The organism is Nonlabens sp. SCSIO 43208, assembly GCF_050703575.1.
In the GTDB taxonomy this organism is placed as follows: Bacteria; Bacteroidota; Bacteroidia; order Flavobacteriales; family Flavobacteriaceae; genus Nonlabens; species Nonlabens tegetincola.
In genome coordinates, this window is record NZ_CP065365.1 from 2,447,175 (window position 1) to 2,464,307 (window position 17,133).

13 protein-coding genes are annotated in these 17,133 nt (G+C 34.7%); 5 read left to right on the forward strand and 8 right to left on the reverse strand.

Going from position 1 to position 17,133, the window contains the following annotated elements; genetic code table 11:
• Positions 1-450: 450 nt before the first annotated feature.
• From I5168_RS11225 to lpdA, 4 genes are all read right to left on the reverse strand, one after another.
• Positions 451-2,526 carry a protein-disulfide reductase DsbD family protein gene (locus tag I5168_RS11225; protein WP_431471812.1) on the reverse strand — a complete coding sequence of 692 codons (2,076 nt, stop codon included), beginning with the start codon at positions 2,524-2,526 and terminating at the stop codon, positions 451-453.
• Positions 2,523-3,857 (reverse strand): tRNA lysidine(34) synthetase TilS, encoded by a 1,335-nt coding sequence (gene tilS / locus I5168_RS11230; protein ID WP_431471813.1) that lies wholly within the window; start codon positions 3,855-3,857, stop codon positions 2,523-2,525. Before tilS ends, I5168_RS11225 begins: the two co-directional genes overlap by 4 nt.
• A gap of 2 nt (positions 3,858-3,859) precedes the next feature.
• Positions 3,860-5,173, reverse strand: coding sequence for an anthranilate synthase component I family protein (locus I5168_RS11235; protein WP_431471814.1), 1,314 nt, complete (start codon positions 5,171-5,173; stop codon positions 3,860-3,862).
• A gap of 71 nt (positions 5,174-5,244) precedes the next feature.
• Positions 5,245-6,645 carry a dihydrolipoyl dehydrogenase gene (gene lpdA, locus I5168_RS11240; RefSeq protein WP_431471815.1) on the reverse strand — a complete coding sequence of 467 codons (1,401 nt, stop codon included), beginning with the start codon at positions 6,643-6,645 and terminating at the stop codon, positions 5,245-5,247.
• A 201-nt stretch (positions 6,646-6,846) separates the two neighbouring features.
• On the opposite strand from lpdA, the gene I5168_RS11245 reads away from it, so the two are divergent.
• The 4 genes from I5168_RS11245 to I5168_RS11260 all read left to right on the forward strand — a co-directional run bounded on the left by I5168_RS11245 (position 6,847) and on the right by I5168_RS11260 (position 9,941).
• Positions 6,847-7,341, forward strand: coding sequence for an RNA polymerase sigma factor (locus I5168_RS11245; protein WP_042278559.1), 495 nt, complete (start codon positions 6,847-6,849; stop codon positions 7,339-7,341).
• A gap of 3 nt (positions 7,342-7,344) precedes the next feature.
• A complete protein-coding gene (locus I5168_RS11250) occupies positions 7,345-7,986 on the forward strand; it encodes a hypothetical protein (RefSeq protein WP_105018799.1) in 642 nt (213 codons plus the stop codon).
• 99 nt (positions 7,987-8,085) lie between these two features.
• Entirely contained in the window at positions 8,086-9,192 is a 1,107-nt protein-coding gene (locus I5168_RS11255) for an acyloxyacyl hydrolase (protein WP_431471816.1), read from the forward strand.
• Between the two features lie 2 nt (positions 9,193-9,194).
• Positions 9,195-9,941, forward strand: a complete 747-nt coding sequence (locus I5168_RS11260; RefSeq protein WP_431471817.1) for a head GIN domain-containing protein — start codon at positions 9,195-9,197, stop codon at positions 9,939-9,941.
• 6 nt (positions 9,942-9,947) lie between these two features.
• Here the strand turns inward: I5168_RS11260 and I5168_RS11265 are convergent, their stop codons facing one another.
• Both I5168_RS11265 and I5168_RS11270 read right to left on the reverse strand, forming a co-directional pair.
• Complete coding sequence (locus tag I5168_RS11265) at positions 9,948-10,736, reverse strand: DUF547 domain-containing protein (protein ID WP_431471818.1); 789 nt, start codon at positions 10,734-10,736, stop codon at positions 9,948-9,950.
• A gap of 138 nt (positions 10,737-10,874) precedes the next feature.
• A complete protein-coding gene (locus I5168_RS11270; protein WP_431471819.1) occupies positions 10,875-12,392 on the reverse strand; it encodes a DEAD/DEAH box helicase in 1,518 nt (505 codons plus the stop codon).
• Positions 12,393-12,550: 158 nt separating this feature from the next.
• Here I5168_RS11270 and I5168_RS11275 point away from each other — a divergent pair, with 158 nt between their 5' ends.
• Complete coding sequence (locus I5168_RS11275; RefSeq protein WP_060522734.1) at positions 12,551-13,171, forward strand: YqaA family protein; 621 nt, start codon at positions 12,551-12,553, stop codon at positions 13,169-13,171.
• A 5-nt stretch (positions 13,172-13,176) separates the two neighbouring features.
• Here the strand turns inward: I5168_RS11275 and I5168_RS11280 are convergent, their stop codons facing one another.
• Both I5168_RS11280 and ccsA read right to left on the reverse strand, forming a co-directional pair.
• Positions 13,177-13,794 carry a DNA-3-methyladenine glycosylase gene (locus I5168_RS11280; protein WP_431471820.1) on the reverse strand — a complete coding sequence of 206 codons (618 nt, stop codon included), beginning with the start codon at positions 13,792-13,794 and terminating at the stop codon, positions 13,177-13,179.
• A 24-nt stretch (positions 13,795-13,818) separates the two neighbouring features.
• Positions 13,819-17,124, reverse strand: a complete 3,306-nt coding sequence (ccsA, locus tag I5168_RS11285; protein WP_431471821.1) for a cytochrome c biogenesis protein CcsA — start codon at positions 17,122-17,124, stop codon at positions 13,819-13,821.
• Positions 17,125-17,133: the final 9 nt, after the last annotated feature.

The following is a 17,133-nucleotide window of genomic DNA, read 5'->3' on the forward strand; positions in this document are numbered from 1 at the left end:
ATATAGTTCTGAACATATTCTAAGAAAAAAGACATTTTACATCAACACTTAAACTAAGCTGAAAAGTCTTTTAGCAACCCACATGATGCGTAGATTAAGAATTCATCTAATACAGGTACTTAAGCTTATGAGATTATAAGCAATCTCAAGACAGACATAAGAAGTATAATCTGTATCTCAAATAGTCTAATTATTCAGGCATTGTTGTAGCTACATTTCTATTCTTTTTTCAAAAAGAAACTCCTCTATATACATTATTAATACAGTAGTTTACATTTTCCAAACTCGATTCCGATTTGACCAAATCATGGATAAAGAATAATGTCCTTAAACCTATGAAATGCATAGGAAGAATATAAAACTGTTAAGTAGATTGAGATAAGCTAGCAATAAAAAACCCGCTTGAAGCTTCAAACGGGTTATGTACTTTATTGTAAGGAATCGACTAAATTATTCGATACCTTCTTTTAACCAATCTCTATATTCATTTATGTCTGGAGTATAACCTACTGGATCAGGCATTCCTTTTTGAGTTCCATCTGCATTGAGTTTTACGTAGTAAGGTTGTGCTGCATTCTTAAATTGCTTCTTTTGTAACTCGTACCACTTATCTCCTATCGTTCTTACTTTCCCTCCTAAAACTTCACTTTCATATTGCTCTTCTTTGGGTAGTTTGTTTTGATCATCTACGTATAAAGAAATCATCACAAATTCATTCTTTAATATGGGCAAAATTCTAGGATCTGACCAAACACGTTCTTCCATTTTACGGCAATTCACACAAGCATAACCAGTGAAATCTACTAACACGGGTTTATTGACTTGTTTAGCATAAGCCAATCCTTCATCATAATCATCAAAGGTTATTATATCGTGTACACCTAAATGAGCATGTTCAGGAATTTCTGTCACTTCAGTAAGCTTTTTGTAACCTACTCCATAAGGCGACTCCGCATAATTTAATGGTGGTGGAAAACCTGATATAATTTTCAATGGTGCGCCCCACATACCAGGAATCATGTATATAGTAAAGGCTAAAACAACCACACCTAACAAGGCTCTACCTACTGAAATAGTTGACTCTGGTCCATCGTGTGGCATTTTAATTCTACCAAATAAATACAAGGCTAATGAACCAAATATGGCTATCCAAAAGGCTAGGAACACCTCACGTGGTAACAGCATGAATTGATAAACTAAATCTGCGTTGGATAAAAATTTGAATGCTAACGCTAACTCTAAAAAACCCAAAACAACTTTAACTGTATTCAACCATCCACCTGATTTTGGTAACGAATTCATCCAGCCAGGAAAGATGGCAAACAAAGTAAAAGGAAGAGCTAGCGCAGTCGAGAATCCTAGCATACCAACAATAGGTGCTACTCCACCTTTACTGGCTGCTTCAACAATCAATGATCCAACAATAGGTCCCGTACAAGAAAATGAAATTATGGCTAAAGCCAATGCCATAAAAAATATACCTATAAATCCACCTTTATTGGATTTTTCGTCGACTTTATTTGCCCAAGATTGCGGTAAGGTAATTTCAAACGCTCCAAGGAAAGAAGCGGCAAAAATTATAAGAATGATGAAAAAACCCAAATTGACATAAGCATTAGTAGACATGGCATTCAGGATACGGTCACCAAAAATAGCCACCACTACACTACCTAACAACACATAGATTAATATGATAAAAAAGCCATATAGAATAGCGTTTGATATTCCTTTAGCTCGATTACTACTTTGTTTAGTAAAGAAACTCACCGTAAGCGGTATCATTGGAAATACACAAGGTGTTAATAAGGCTGCAAAACCGGCTAAAAAGGAAACCAAGAAAATACCCCATAAACTCTTTTCTTCAGTGTCATTTTCAATTTTATCATTTTGTTTATTACTCGTATCACTTTTAGATGCTTGTACATCAGATTCTGATTTAGATTCTAAGTCATGACTTTTCTTTAGTGGAATGGAACTAGCTTCAGGTCCTTGCGAAAGTAAAGGTTCCTTTTCTTCATCATAATAAACATCAATGATATCAGTGGCGTCATCAGGAACTACAACATTAGGATTGAGTTTATACACGTATGAAAAAGATGTTGGTCTTAAACACTTTTCATCATCACATACATGATAACCTATTTCTCCAACGATGTATTCTAGAGATTCATCTAGTATTTTCACCCGTTGTTCAAAACTACCTTTATCAGAAAATTGATACACATTGAAATCCCAAACGGAAGAAAACTCTGCAAAAGATCCTTCCTCCTTATTTACGCCGATAAGTTCAATTTTATCTTCAACTCCGTAATAACTAAATGTAGTTGGAACAGGTCCTCTACCCTTTTCACCTGTTTGAGAGTATAAATGCCATCCAGGTTCTAGAGTTACTTGAGTTTTGAAAACATATTCGTTTTCAGCTATTTTTTCAACGGTTGTATTCCAATTGGTAGGATCTTGGTCACCAAACTGTGCAAAAGCATAAAAGCTCAAAAAGCACAATAAAATGCTTAGGTAGTTTCTCATGAATGAAAAGTTATTTTTAATAGTTTTTTAGTAGATGATGTAACTGGAAAATGAATGCTGTTTCTATACCCTATCACCCATAATAAATGACCAAGATAACGCAATACTGGAACATTGGGCTTTTCAAAGGTAGAAACCTTATAATTTGTAAGTATGTCACTTACTAATTGACTTTTCCCCTTCATACCAAATGGCTGTAATTTATCTCCTGCTTTCCAATTTGTTATTTTTAGAGGAGCGACTATTAATTCAGCATCAAGAAACAAATTATTCTTGCTTGCTTCATTTTTTACAAGCTCTAATGGCTTATTAACCGATCGTATTTCAAGTTCAAAAGTTCCTATCTCAGTTTCCACTTTAGAATTTTCTATAGGCATACTTACATCAAATTCAAGCTTTTTCGGTACGGGAATTAACTTAAAATATTCTCTATCTCGCCATAATTGATAAGCACCTAATTCTAATCTCTTACCACTTGGTGAGCTCATAAATTGCATTAATTCATCGTAGTTAACGGCTGTATATTGATTGACAACTTCATATAAATACAAACCAGCTTGATGGTAAGATGTTAATGCTTTGATCGAGAAATGTATTTCATCCTGAACCTGTGTAATTACGCTTTCGCGAAAGCGTGATACCGCATCATCTTGTAATTGTTTACTAGCTTTTAAATTAACCAACACTTTAGGAAGATTTTCCCTTAATTGTGGTAAAGCTTTATACAATTGAGGAAGCACGAGGTTACGCAATTGGTTGCGTAAATAGTTATTTTGATTATTGCTTGCGTCCTCTCTATACTCTACCTGATTATTTGTTGCATAGTTTTCAATTCTCTCTCTAGAGAAAATCAATAATGGTCTTCGGATTTTATTATTGCGGTCAGGTATGCCTGTAAGACCATTTAATCCTGCACCACGATTAAGATGCATAAAGAATGTTTCAATTTGATCATCTAAATGGTGAGCAGTGAGAATGTAATCATAATTAAATTCCCTGCACATAGCATAGAAATAATCGTATCTTAATTTTCTAGCAGCTTCTTGAACAGCCATGTTGTGCTGATTCATAAACTCTTGAGTGTTAAAACTAGTTGTATGACAAACAACGCCTAGTTCTTGCGCTTTATTAACAACAAGCTCTTGATCTTTATCACTTTCATTATCTCTAAGAAGGAAGTTACAATGAGTCACGGCATAGTTCAAACCAGACCGATGAATTAAATCCCACAACACCATACTATCACAACCGCCGCTTACTGCAATTAACAGGGATGCGTTTAAAAGTTCTGGAAATGCGGTTTGAATATGTTGTTTAAAATCTTGTAACATACTTATCGTGATTCAAAGCCTTGTAAAGCTAAAACATTCTTCATAGCTCTAGCCTTAAGCATACATTCTTGATATTCTTTTTCAGGTTGTGCTGCAACGGTTAAAGCACTACCTACTGAAAAAGACAGGTATTTTAAATTTGAGTTATACAATATAGATCTGATAACCACATTGAAATCAAAATCATCATTTGGAGTAAAATACCCTACTGAACCGCTGTACAAACCGCGTTTAAAGCTTTCTTGCTCTTCTATAATTTTCATGGCACTTATTTTAGGAGCGCCTGTCATACTGCCCATAGGAAAGGAATTTTCAATCGCATCAACAGCGCTTATTTCTTCCCTAAGTTCACAAGTAATAGTACTTATCATTTGATGTACTTGTTTAAAGGTGTAAACACCAAAAAGTTCTTCTACTTGCACGCTTCCTTTTTGCGCTACTCTTGATAAATCATTTCGCACCAGATCAACGATCATGACATTTTCAGAACGTTCTTTAGGATCGTTTTGTAATTTTTCTTTTAAAGATTCATCCACCACAAAATGTCCAGATCTTGCAGCTGTTCCTTTAATCGGTTGTGATATGATCTTAGTTCCTTTTTTTTGTAAATATCTTTCTGGACTAGCCGATATTAGTGAGAACTCATTACTTCTTACATAAGCTGCAAACGGAGGTTCACTTATTTTATTTAAATCATTATAAGCCTTTATACTATCAAAATAGGCATCATGAGCAAAAAATTCTGTGCAAAAGTTTGCTTCATAAATATCACCTCGCTTAATATGGTTTAAAAATCGATGGGCCTTTTTTATGTACGTATCTTCTTCATCTCGAGCTTCAATAAACTGAGATTTAACTACTGTTGCGTGATGAGTTATTGGATCCTGAACTATCTGATTAATTAAGTCTGTAACAACTCTCGAATCGTTTATATAGGCATGTAATTCTACCTGTCCCTTTTTACAACTAAATACATATTGAGGTACTACAAATTGCATCACTGGTATTTGCATCCCATCTATATTCAATGACTCAAGTTCTTCTACCTCGTTTTTTAAGTCGTAGGTCAACCATCCAAAACACCAATCTGGGAATTCTTCTCTAAAGGATCTCAAACTATTAAAAGCTTCACCTGATTGGGGACTTAACTTTTCTAGAGCACCTACTGCCACTAACCAATCATAATTAGCATATTGATCCTGATGATGGTTACTGTCTAATAAAAAGAAAAAAGATTCCTTTTTAAAAAAATGTATTAAGGCAGTTTTAAATGCCTCAGCATCCTTTTGGATAGAATATGTTTGTCGTTTGTTCACTTACTAATTTAGAAACAAAAAGTGCGAGTAAATTAAAACTCGCACTTTATAAATTCATTACTTATACAATATTATACATGTAGAGCACGATCATCAGTTGCAGCAAGAGCCGCTTCTTTAACAGCCTCGGCATAGGTAGGATGTGCGTGTGACATTCTAGCAATATCCTCGGCGCTAGCTCTAAATTCCATTGCTGTAACAGCTTCTGAAATTAGGTCGGCTACTCGAGCACCTATCATGTGTACACCTAGAACCTCGTCGGTTGCTTTGTCGGCAATAATCTTTATTAATCCATCAATGTCACCACTTGCTCTAGATCGTCCTAAAGCTCTCATAGGGAATTGACCTACTTTGTAATTTGCCCCAGCTTCCTTAAGTTGTTCTTCCGTTTGACCTACACTTGCTACTTCTGGCCAAGTGTAAATTACATTAGGAATAAGGTTGTAATTAATATGTGGCTTTTGACCTGCAATAGTTTCGGCTACAAATACACCTTCTTCTTCTGCCTTGTGAGCTAGCATAGCGCCACGGACTACATCTCCTATCGCATAAATGTTGGAGACATTGGTTTGTAAATGTTCATTTACCTCTATTTGACCTCGCTCATTAACCTTTACACCTGCTGCGGTAGCATTTAATTTATCCGTATAAGGGCGACGACCTACACTTACTAAAACGTAATCACCAGTAAAGCTTACTTCTTCTCCCTTTTTATTTTTTGCCGTTACCGTTACTTCATCACCATTGCGTTCCACTTTATTAACCGCATGAGATAACTGGAATTTTACTCCTTGCTTTTTAAGAACCTTGGTAAGCTCTTTAGATAAAACCTTATCCATTCCAGGAGTAATGCGATCCATGTATTCAATCACAGTAACATCGGCTCCTAGACGACGATAAACCTGACCTAGCTCTAATCCTATAACGCCACCACCTATTACGATCATGTGTTTAGGTATTTCTTTAAGCGATAATGCTTCGGTAGATGTAATGATACGCTCCTTATCTAATTCTATAAATGGCAGTGTAGCAGGTTTTGAACCTGTTGCAATTATAGTTTTTGCTGCCTCGATAGTTTGTGTTTCTTCACCTTCTATTTTAATGTGAGTAGCATCGACAAAGGACCCCATTCCAGTAAAAACATCGATGTTGTTCTTTTTCATAAGAAATGCTACACCATCACAAGTTTGATCAACTACTTTTTGTTTACGAGCGATCATTTTTTCAAAATTGATCTTAATATCACCTGGAATATCAATACCGTGCTCTTCAAAATGTCTCATCGCATCATCATAATAATGAGAAGAGTCTAAAAGTGCTTTTGATGGAATACAACCCACATTCAAACAGGTTCCACCCAATGTATTGTATTTTTCTATAATGGCAGTTTTCATACCTAGTTGTGCACATCGAATTGCTGCAACATATCCACCAGGTCCCGAGCCTATAACGGCTACATCGTATTTACTCATAAAAGAGGTCTTTATTTCATATTTGTAATGAATAACAAAGATAAGAAATAGGCTTTTTTTTTCATACATTCTGGACTGTTATATGATAGAATGTGATTATAGGCTTTCGCGAAAGCGTACTCACTACCTACTTTTTTAAATTTATCATTTGTGTTGTAACAAAAAGTAAACCTAAGCTACTTATAAGCATAATCTGATTTTGTGAAACCAGACCAAGAAAAACAATTTGTAGAGCTACTTGATAAACACCAGAATATCGTGCACAAAATATGCCGGTTATATACCAACGATCAAGATGCACATAATGATTTGTTTCAAGAAGTTACGATACAACTATGGAAAGCCTATCCCAAATTTAGAGGTGATAGCAAGTTTTCAACCTGGATGTATCGTGTAGCACTGAATACGGCAATTACACTGTATCGTAAAAACAAACGTAGAGTTAAGACTCAAGAATACGATAGCGTACAATTTAAAATTGAAGACCGTAAAGAAGAAGATGATTCAAACGAACAACTTACTTTATTGTACAGTGCTATTAAACAACTTAATGATATTGACAAAGCTCTTGTTTTTTTATATCTGGAGGATAAAAATTATAAGGAGATCTCATACACTTTGGGTATAAGCGAGGTAAATGCCCGAGTAAAGATGAATCGAATAAAAACAAAACTTGCTAAACTTGTAAATCCATAAACTATGGATCAATTAGATATTTTAAAAGAAAACTGGAAGCAACAGGAAAAAGGTTTACCTAAATTTTCTACAACTGCACTGAGTAGTATGCTTCACAAGAAAAGTAGTAACATCGTAAAATGGTTACTCTACATTGCGTTAATTGAATTTGCACTACTCACCTTGGTAAGTTTTCTTCCCTTTATGACTGATGCTAGAGATGAGGCTATTGAAATCACAGGCGAGAGTTTTCATTATGGAACGTATGTATTTAGCTACATCGCGCTTATAATTTTTGTGTATTTATTTTACCGTAACTACCGTCGCATATCAGCAGTTCAACCAGTAAAGGAATTGTTGCGTAACATTATCATTACCCGTAAAACAATGAGGGCTTATATCTGGTTTAACCTAGCCTTTGTCTTTGTATACGGTGTGATTTTTAGTATCCTAATGTTAGAAAATGACCCTAGAATTTACAATATGGTGCATGCTCCTTCAAACGCAGGACATGAATTAAAAATTAAATTGATGTTTTTAGGGTTTACCTTCATTTACTTATTGGTAATGTGTCTTGTGATTTACGGGATTTACAGCTTGGTTTATGGAATTTTACTCAAAAGATTGAAAAGAAACTATAAGGAATTGAGTAAAATTGAAATGTAATTAATTGGAGTCTATTAAAATAGAGCTAATAAATTATTCCTTGGGTTGGGTGTTTTTCTAAGTTGTTTCTTACTTTTGAGAGAACCCTAAAACCAACCTTTGACGAAATATAAATACTTTTTTTATACACTTCTTTTTTATAGTTGTTTCCATGCTCATTCCCAGGATAATGAAATTAAATCCTTTTCATTAGACTTCAATCCATTTTATGGTACCATTTTAGAACATAATCCTGATATAGCTCATTTAATCACTGATCATCCTACAGGTTTTATCGTAAGTTATAACAAGAAAACATACGGTTACAACCAATGGGAAAGACGATTCAACTATCCTGACTGGGGTTTTTCTCTATCCTATCAAGATATGAAAAACCAATATTTAGGAGAAAATATTGGCCTATACGGGCATTTTAATTTCTACTTTTTGAAACGAAGTTTGACTTTGAGAATTGGTCAAGGTATCGCCTATACTAGTAGTCCCTATGATCGCAATACTAATTATATAAACAACGCTTACGGCACTAGTTTACTGAGCTCGACTTACCTAAAATTTGGATATGTAAAAGAAAATCTAGTTAAAGGATTAGGTATTCACGCTGGTTTTACCATCATTCATTATTCTAATGCAAACATTAAAGCTCCTAATAATAGTACAAACACCTTTGCACTAACGGCAGGTTTAAGCTATCAATTTAACCATGACCAATTCCCAGATTATATTCCTAATACTGAAAGTAAAAAATACACAGAACCTTTTAAATACAATTTCGTATTTAGGAGTGGTATTAATGAAAGTGATATTAATGGAAGTGGTCAATTCCCATTTTATGTTTTTACTGGTTTTATAGATAAAAAAATTAATCGTAAAAGCACGTTGTTAGCAGGGACAGAATTATTTGTTTCCTATTTTTTAAAGGAATTTATCAAACATCAATCTATTGCGTTTCCTGAGAATAATATAAGCGCCGATACTGATTTTAAGAGAGTTGGTGTTTTTATAGGTCACGAATTACGTTTTAATAAAATTGCTTTTATCACACACTTAGGCTACTATGTTTACTGGCCGGTAGAATTTGAAAATCGAGTTTATAATAGATTAGGACTTAAAAGATACTTTGGTGATAAATTTTTTGGAGTGGTAAATGTGCATTCACATGGCGCCAAAGCTGAAGCTGTTGAATTTGGAATTGGTATAAGATTATAACTATGAAAAAAGCACTCTTTTTCCTTTTTGTCGTGATTCTTTTCTCTTGTGATTCAGAGAATGTTAATGATTGTGTGCAAACATCGGGTGATCTAGTACAAATTGATTATGATATTACAGGTTTCAATAAAATTATAGTCTACGACCGTAGCCAGCTTATTGTATCACAAGGACCTTATGAAGTAATCCTAGAAACCGGTGAAAATCTTGTAAATGATATTGATATTACAGTAGCCGATGCTACCCTATCCATTAAAAACAACAATAGTTGTAACCTGGTACGGGAATATGGAGTAACTAAAGTATATGTAACCTTACCTGATCTTCAAGTTTTAAGAAACAGTTCTGGCCTTGCTGTGAAAAGTTCAGGCACTCTTAATTTGAACGAACTTACCTTGCTGTGTGAGGATACCGAAGAAGAAGATGCTTTTCATATTAGCGGCGACTTTGATCTCGATATTAATGTAGATAAGCTTTCTATAGAAACAAATGGTCTGAGTAATTTCTTTTTAAATGGGACTGTGAATGAACTCGATCTAAAATTCCTTTTAGGAGACTCGAGATTTGAAGGTAGAAACCTAGAGGTGCAAACAGCTCAGGTCTACCATAGAGGTACTAACGATATTTTTCTTCAAGCAAAACAACAAGTGACAGGCTCCTTACTGAGTACAGGAAATTTAATTCTAACCGAAGAGCCACCTGTTTTAAACGTAGAAGAATTGTATACTGGTCGTGTAATTATTGAGTAATAGTTGTTAATTGACACCTACTTCATTAAGTCTCCAATCATATTCTAAATAATTAATCTCGGTAGTCGGTTGAATTTTAACTCTAGAATATTGATTAATGTATTCGTCTATAGAATTAGCTTTTTTTAAAAAATCCTTCTTATACCATTTAAATATTTCAGAGATTCTTACTCTATCACTTGTTATCTCGTTTTTATCAGAGTTAATGAACTCCGTTGTTGCCTGCTCCATTAAAGAATCCACGTTCTTTGCTGTATAAGATTCTCTCATTAACTTGGGGCAAGAATAAGATGCACAGTTGATGGCAAAATGAATTCTAGGCTCATTCATTTTCTGCAGGATTCCCTTTTCTACATCGGCTAGAGACAGTTTTTCATCACCTATTTGAATAAATTTTTTCAAAAACGGAGATATGGTAGCTTCTACATCTTTAATACTTTTAATAGGGTAATTTTTTACAATCAGGTGTACCGTACTCGCATTATAAAGATTTATGAAATACGCTAGTTGTTCTTCGTAACTCCATTTTTCAGAAGGTTCATTTTCTGATAGGTATATTAAATACTCGGACAATAAAGCACTATCTTTTTGAAATCCTTTATAATCCACCAGTCCTTCTTCACGAACATGTTTTTTTAGTAAATCATCCCATTGTTGGTGATTTATCTCGTTAACTAGTGGTACTGAACTATTACTTGTTCTAGCTTGTTTTTTAAAATTAATTCCTCGTGATGAAACACATGAAATCATTAAACAAGAAAAAATAGCTATTGCAACAAGATTGTATATTTTCATATTCATAATGGGTAAATTACAACCTATAGAGGTGCATTGTTCCTAATTATTCCATAAAAATACTTACCTATCTAGTGGTGCTTGTGGATAGTACGCTTTCGCGAAAGCGTAATTCACAACCTAATTACCTATACTATTTTAAGCCTCTATACCGGCAAAGGCTTGTTGGATTCCCATGCGTAAACGACGGTAGTAATCCTCTTCTAACCATTCCTTGTAATTGTTGGTATTATTGATAATACAGTAAGCATAACGTTTTACTCTATCCTTAATATCATCCTTTAACAACCTAGCTAAAATACGTGCGTCGAATACATCTTCACTATTTTCTACGCACCATTGTACGTGTTGAGCTATAGATTCGTCTAGTACCTCTTTGGACTTACGTCCTTCTTTTGTGATTCGTTTATAAGCTCCTTTTATATCAAAGGTAAAGTCTGTTGTATTAGGAAATTCGGCTCTTACATCATCTGGCATTTTATATACAAAATTGCGCTCTATTTCCTCATCAGACACTATGTTTTCAACGTAGAAGTCTGGTGTTCTGAAAATTTGTTGCCAGTCGATAGGCTCATTCCATAATCCAAATCGTGCGACGTTGTTACCTAAGTCGATGATGTGAAATTCCTTTTTGTTCTCAAATATTCTAGATCCACGACCTATCATTTGAAAATATAGAGTAAGAGATTTTGTAGCACGATTAAGAACAATACATTCTACAGAAGGTTCATCAAATCCTGTAGTTAATATACTCACTGAAGTAAGAACGGCATTTGGTTTTTCTTTAAACCATTTTAATATCTCACGTCGCTCCTCTTTTGTATTAGTATTATCTAAATGCCTGATCTCAACACCAGCTCTTCTAAAAGTATCTTCAACTTCTAGACTAGTACGTATACCATTATTAAAGATAAGTGTTTTCTTTCCTTTACAAATTTCATTATACGAGGTTAACAACTTATCCTGCATGGTTGCATTAGTATAAAGAGCCTCACTGGATTTAACCGTATAATCTCCATTCATACCAATAGTTAATCCACTCAATCCGACATCATATGTATGAGTAACAGCTTGTGCTAAAAAGCCTTTTTCTACTAGCGTTGAAATACTATCACCTACAATAAGCTCCTTGTAATTATCCTTCATTGGCAATTTGAAGTTAGAGCTTAAAGGAGTTGCCGTAACACCTAGCATAAAACAATGTTCAAAGTACTTAAACAACTTACGGAAACTATTGTAATGCGCCTCGTCAATGATGACTAATCCAATATCTTCAAGGAGAAGTTTATCATCTTGAATTCTGTTATTTAAGGTCTCTACCATCGCTACGAAGCAATCGTAGTCTTTTTGATCATTAAGATCCTTAACTTTTGAGTTGATCACTTTATTTCTTACGCCAAAACCTTTTAACATCTTGCTTGTTTGCTTACACAATTCTATACGGTGTGTAAGGATCACAACTTTCTTGTTTTTTTGCTCTAGATATCGACGTACGATTTCAGAAAAGACAACCGTTTTACCACCACCAGTAGGTAGCTGATAAACCATATTATAGTCATCTGGTTTATTGTTTATTCTATCAAAAATAGCCGCTAAATCACGTTCTTGATAATCGTAAAGGGATTTAATTTCAGTGCTATTTTCTGGGGAATTCATACAATGCTATTTTTTTGAGATTTGCAAAAATAGGGCATTTAAAAGGTTTATCTAGCTTGATGATGATGGAATTTTAGTTTCTTTTTAATTCAGTCTTCTTTAACAATTAATAGAATGAGACAACGTATTTTTGTAGGCTTATTTTCCTGCCATCAAAAATGGAACAAGTGCTAGATAAAAAGAAAAGAAAATTTGAACCAAAACGTGCTCACCGGTACTATAAAATCACTGGATTTTACGAGTTTGTGATCGACAGCATTAAAAAATCAATGCCTCCAGTAATCGCTATTGTAATTATCTTGTTGCTGGTTCACTTTTTTGTAATGGAAATTCCGGTAGCATTGAAATATGCTGTAGAAAATTTACCTGATTATGGGGTTCTTGCTTTCTTTTATGCCTCTGAAACTATTCTTGGATTAGTTCCGCCAGAATTATTCATAGCTTGGGCTGGTGAAACTAGCTCACCTGTATTAAACTTGTTTTTGCTAGCTCTTTTTTCGTATTTGGGTGGAATGACTTCTTATTTTATAGGAAGACGTGCTCTTAAAATTCCATCTGTACATCAATATTTAGAAGTAAAAATGGCTAAACAGTTACTAATGGCACGCAAATGGGGTGGAATTTTAATTGGAGTAGGCGCTCTTTTACCGCTACCTTTTTCTATGGCTAGCCTGGTTGCTGGAATGCTTAAATACCCATTCAAGAATTGGGTACTCATTGGATTGCTGCGATTTTTGAGGTTTGCACTGTACGGTGCTGCGATATTCTCAATAGTCTAATAGAATCATTCTTGATACGGCGCATCAGCTTTTAATTTTTTACTTACATAGGGATTATCGGCCGCGTAAAATCGCCAGGGCAATTGTGCGTCCTCACCGGCATAGTCTATACCTATTCTAACACTTTGTATTACAGGAAGCGTTTTGGTTTTATCAAGTATGTAAATTTGAGAACCTTGAAGATCCTCACCGTAATGAGACTTTGATATTCCGAGAGCTTTTGAAACATTACCAGGTCCACTTGTTAAGCTAGCTTCTACTTTGCTTTTATTTCGTCTTTTAAGCATGTGGTCTAGACCAGAAGTAGGTTGTATGGCTCTTATTAAAATGGCGTCGGCGTTATGTTTTTTATTCGTGATAATATTGAACAGGTGATGAATACCATAACATAGGTAAACATAGGCAACGCCACCTGTTTCATACATTACTTTGGTTCTTTCAGTGAATCTACCCAAATGTGCATGACAAGCCTTATCATCGTAGCCTCTATAAGCTTCGGTTTCAGTTATAATTCCCGAAGTTTTTAAGCCATCAATTTCACTAACTAATTCGGTCCCTATTAGGTACCTCGCGAGTGCTACCACATCATCTTGTTGATAAAATGCAGCATTTAGTTTTTTCATGATAATAATTGAGGTGCAAATGGGTTATTCCATTTCACGTTGTTTACGCTTGAAATGTTTCATTTCTTTCCACCTTGCTAAAAATCCAATAGCTAAAACAACAGCCAGTGTGGTAACTATAAATTTATAAGATAAGATTTGATCACCGCTAGCATAACTATGAAGACCTGATAAATAGAAGTTAACACCAAAGTATGTAAACAATATGGAACCAAAGGCCAATACCGACCACAAGTTATAAGTCCATCTTCCTTTGAGACCAGGAATGAGTCTTAAGTGTAAAACAAAGGCATAAATAAAAATAGAAATTAAAGCCCAGGTTTCTTTAGGATCCCAACCCCAGTATCTACCCCAACTTTCATTTGCCCACATACCTCCTAAAAAGTTACCTATTGTAAGCATAATTATACCTATAGTCAAAACTACTTCGTTAAGGTAGGTAAGCTCTTTAATATTTAAATCAATACGTTTTTTATTCTTTTCAGTAGTTACAATCATTAGAATCAAGGCTATCAATCCTAGTATCATACCCAAAGCAAATGGACCATAACTACCTACAATCACAGCAACGTGTATCATTAACCAATACGAGTCTAATACAGGTTGTAAATTGGAAATAGATGGATCTAACCAATTTAACTGAGCTACCCAAAGAATTATAGCTACTACAAAGGCTGCTCCTGCAACAATTAACTGGCTTTTACGGCTTAACAACAATCCCATACCCATAGTAGCCCATGCTACATAAATCAATGATTCATAAGCATCGGACCATGGAGCATGACCACTTAAATACCATCTAACTACTAATCCAGCTGTGTGAGCAAGAAATAATCCAATAATAACTATATGATGAAAATTTATACTCCATCTGATTTGTTTCATTGGTTTTAATATCTCTGCCACCAATAGAAGCAACATTAATAATCCAAACCAACCATACCACTTGTACAGGTTTTTGAAAATATCGTGTTTATTGTAAAAAATCTCAGCGTCAATCTTATCCTGACTTGGCAACAAATCACCACCAAATTGCTTTTGAAATTCAAACATCCCATTGAGAGCAGCATTTGCTGCTAGATAATTCCCTGTTTGTTTACCTTGATTAAGCAATGTCAAATATGCCGGAATGAAATTTTTTGCAAACTCCTTTTCTGGTTCTGCTTGATAGTTAGCCTTTTCAGTTTCGATTGGGGAATACCATTTGTTATTCTCTGTATTTTGTCCTGGAAAAATTTTAAGGATATTTCCTGAAAGTGTTTCGTTTAAAATCCCGGTCGAAAAATTGAGATCTAATATGTTATTCTGCTGCGCAGTCTTTATATCAGCCGCATTTGCCTCATCAACTAACCTGCTTAATTTATAACTTCCAAAGGTATCATCTGGTCGTCTGAAGAAATCTGTTCCACTAGCAAACTTTCTACTACGATCAATTCCTAATAAGTCACGAATAGAATCGTTACCTCTTTTTAATTTAATGATAGGTACTTCAAACCACAATTGTCCCAGTTGCATCATACTCAAAAGAGTTTGCTCTGGTGTCAATTTAACAATGCTGTCTCCTACTTCAGCCTCGTAGTATTCCTTTTCTGATAGTCTTCTTAAAATTTCACTTGATAAAGTAGAGATTGGTTTCATTCTACCATCATCTTGAGCTACCAATCTACCAAACATTTCTGCTTGCTTCTCTGGAACCATATTAGCAACTATGATACTGTCTAATTTTTGTTTTGGTATCACAGGCATCTTTACTTCTTCGATAGGCGGTGCCTCTTGCGTAATTACTGAGGCTAATGAATCCGACGCTACCGAATTTGTTTCATGGTCATGACCGGCATGATTATCTTGTGCTATAGCACCAGAGATAGAAAACAAAATAACAACGATAGTAGCAGCCATTTTGGCCTTACGCTTTACTACTCTATTCACCAATCTACCTAACTCTGCAAACCGAGTATGTTTTGAAAACAATAATCCTAATAAACCAATATATAAAAGGTAATACCCCAAATAAGTGATATTTGTTCCCCACCAATCATGGTTTACACTTAAATGTGTTCCTAATTCGTCTGGATCAAAGCCTGCTTGGAAAAACCTATATCCTTCTTTATCTAATACGTTATTCATATAGATATGTTCTTTTACTGCACCAGATTCATCGTTTACTGTAACATAAGATTCAAAGGAAGAATATCCGTTTTCAGTTCCTGGGTACTTGTTTGCCACAAAATCATCCAGAGTTACACTAAAAGGTAATTCAAGTTGCTTTGAGCCATACTTGAGGTACACATTTTTATCGCCTAATTGAATATTTTCATAATCTGATATCATACCTTTTCCTCCTAGCAATTCCATTTTCTTACTTTCAATACCATCCGATACAGTAACAAACAAGCCGTAGGCTTTTGCTTTAGTAGGTGGACTTGCTTGAACAATTCCTGGTCTACCTTCAGTAATTCCATTAGGTATCACAAATTGCAAACCAGCTGTGGTATATAAAGATCTTAATTGTAATGGTTGAATACTATCTTGAATAACAGTTCCTTTCATTTGGTCTGCCATTCTTAAAAATTCACCTTCATAAGGAGTTTGAATTGTATAACCATTCCAGTTTTCAGTGATGTTTATAATTTTCTCTTTAGCAGCAATTTCGGGATCTATATTAACACCAAAAAGTACACCGTGTATACTACTTTTCTCACCATCCTTGATTAGATGATCGTGACGAGAACCACTACCTGCTTCTACTACAGTTAAGTATCTATCACCAGTACCTTCTTCAACTGGCACCAGTCCTTCAACAGCATCGTATAGTAAACTATCGATAGTCACCGTAACTTTATCATTAAAGTATTCAAACGAGGTTTCTATATCATAATCATAAGGTGATATGAGGACCTTTTCATCTACAGTACGTTGGATATCTTGACCATCTGGACTTTTTCCTTGGATAATAGCACTGAAGTAAGTACTCTCGCTGAAAAAGAATTTTTCGGTTTCTCCTTCACGAATCAACATCATACCTTCATAAGAAATATATCTGGTAATTCCTGCTCCTATTATTATGAGTACCCAAGAGATATGAAGTAATAACACAGCCCACTTTTTCCATTGTAGCAATTGATAGCGTTTAATATTATAAATAAAGTTTGCCATCAACCACAACATTATCAAGGAAAACCACCAAGTATTATAGATCCAAATCTTTGATGTAGGTGTATCGTAACTGTTTTCAATAAAGGTTCCAAAAGCCATCGCAGCTGCAAATCCTATCATAAGAACTGCCATAGTACGGGTACTGAAGAAAAAAGCTATCAATTTGTCTTTCATAGTCAATTT

Excerpts from the sequence above, each read along its gene's own strand:
- I5168_RS11260 (WP_431471817.1), top strand. The coding sequence starts at position 9,195 with ATGAAAAAAGCACTCTTTTTCCTTTTTGTCGTGATTCTTTTCTCTTGT.
- I5168_RS11225 (WP_431471812.1), bottom strand. The coding sequence starts at position 2,526 with ATGAGAAACTACCTAAGCATTTTATTGTGCTTTTTGAGCTTTTATGCT.
- I5168_RS11280 (WP_431471820.1), bottom strand. The coding sequence starts at position 13,794 with ATGAAAAAACTAAATGCTGCATTTTATCAACAAGATGATGTGGTAGCA.
- ccsA (WP_431471821.1), bottom strand. The coding sequence starts at position 17,124 with ATGAAAGACAAATTGATAGCTTTTTTCTTCAGTACCCGTACTATGGCA.
- tilS (WP_431471813.1), bottom strand. The coding sequence starts at position 3,857 with ATGTTACAAGATTTTAAACAACATATTCAAACCGCATTTCCAGAACTT.
- lpdA (WP_431471815.1), bottom strand. The coding sequence starts at position 6,645 with ATGAGTAAATACGATGTAGCCGTTATAGGCTCGGGACCTGGTGGATAT.
- I5168_RS11250 (WP_105018799.1), top strand. The coding sequence starts at position 7,345 with ATGGATCAATTAGATATTTTAAAAGAAAACTGGAAGCAACAGGAAAAA.
- I5168_RS11270 (WP_431471819.1), bottom strand. The coding sequence starts at position 12,392 with ATGAATTCCCCAGAAAATAGCACTGAAATTAAATCCCTTTACGATTAT.
- I5168_RS11265 (WP_431471818.1), bottom strand. The coding sequence starts at position 10,736 with ATGAAAATATACAATCTTGTTGCAATAGCTATTTTTTCTTGTTTAATG.
- I5168_RS11275 (WP_060522734.1), top strand. The coding sequence starts at position 12,551 with ATGGAACAAGTGCTAGATAAAAAGAAAAGAAAATTTGAACCAAAACGT.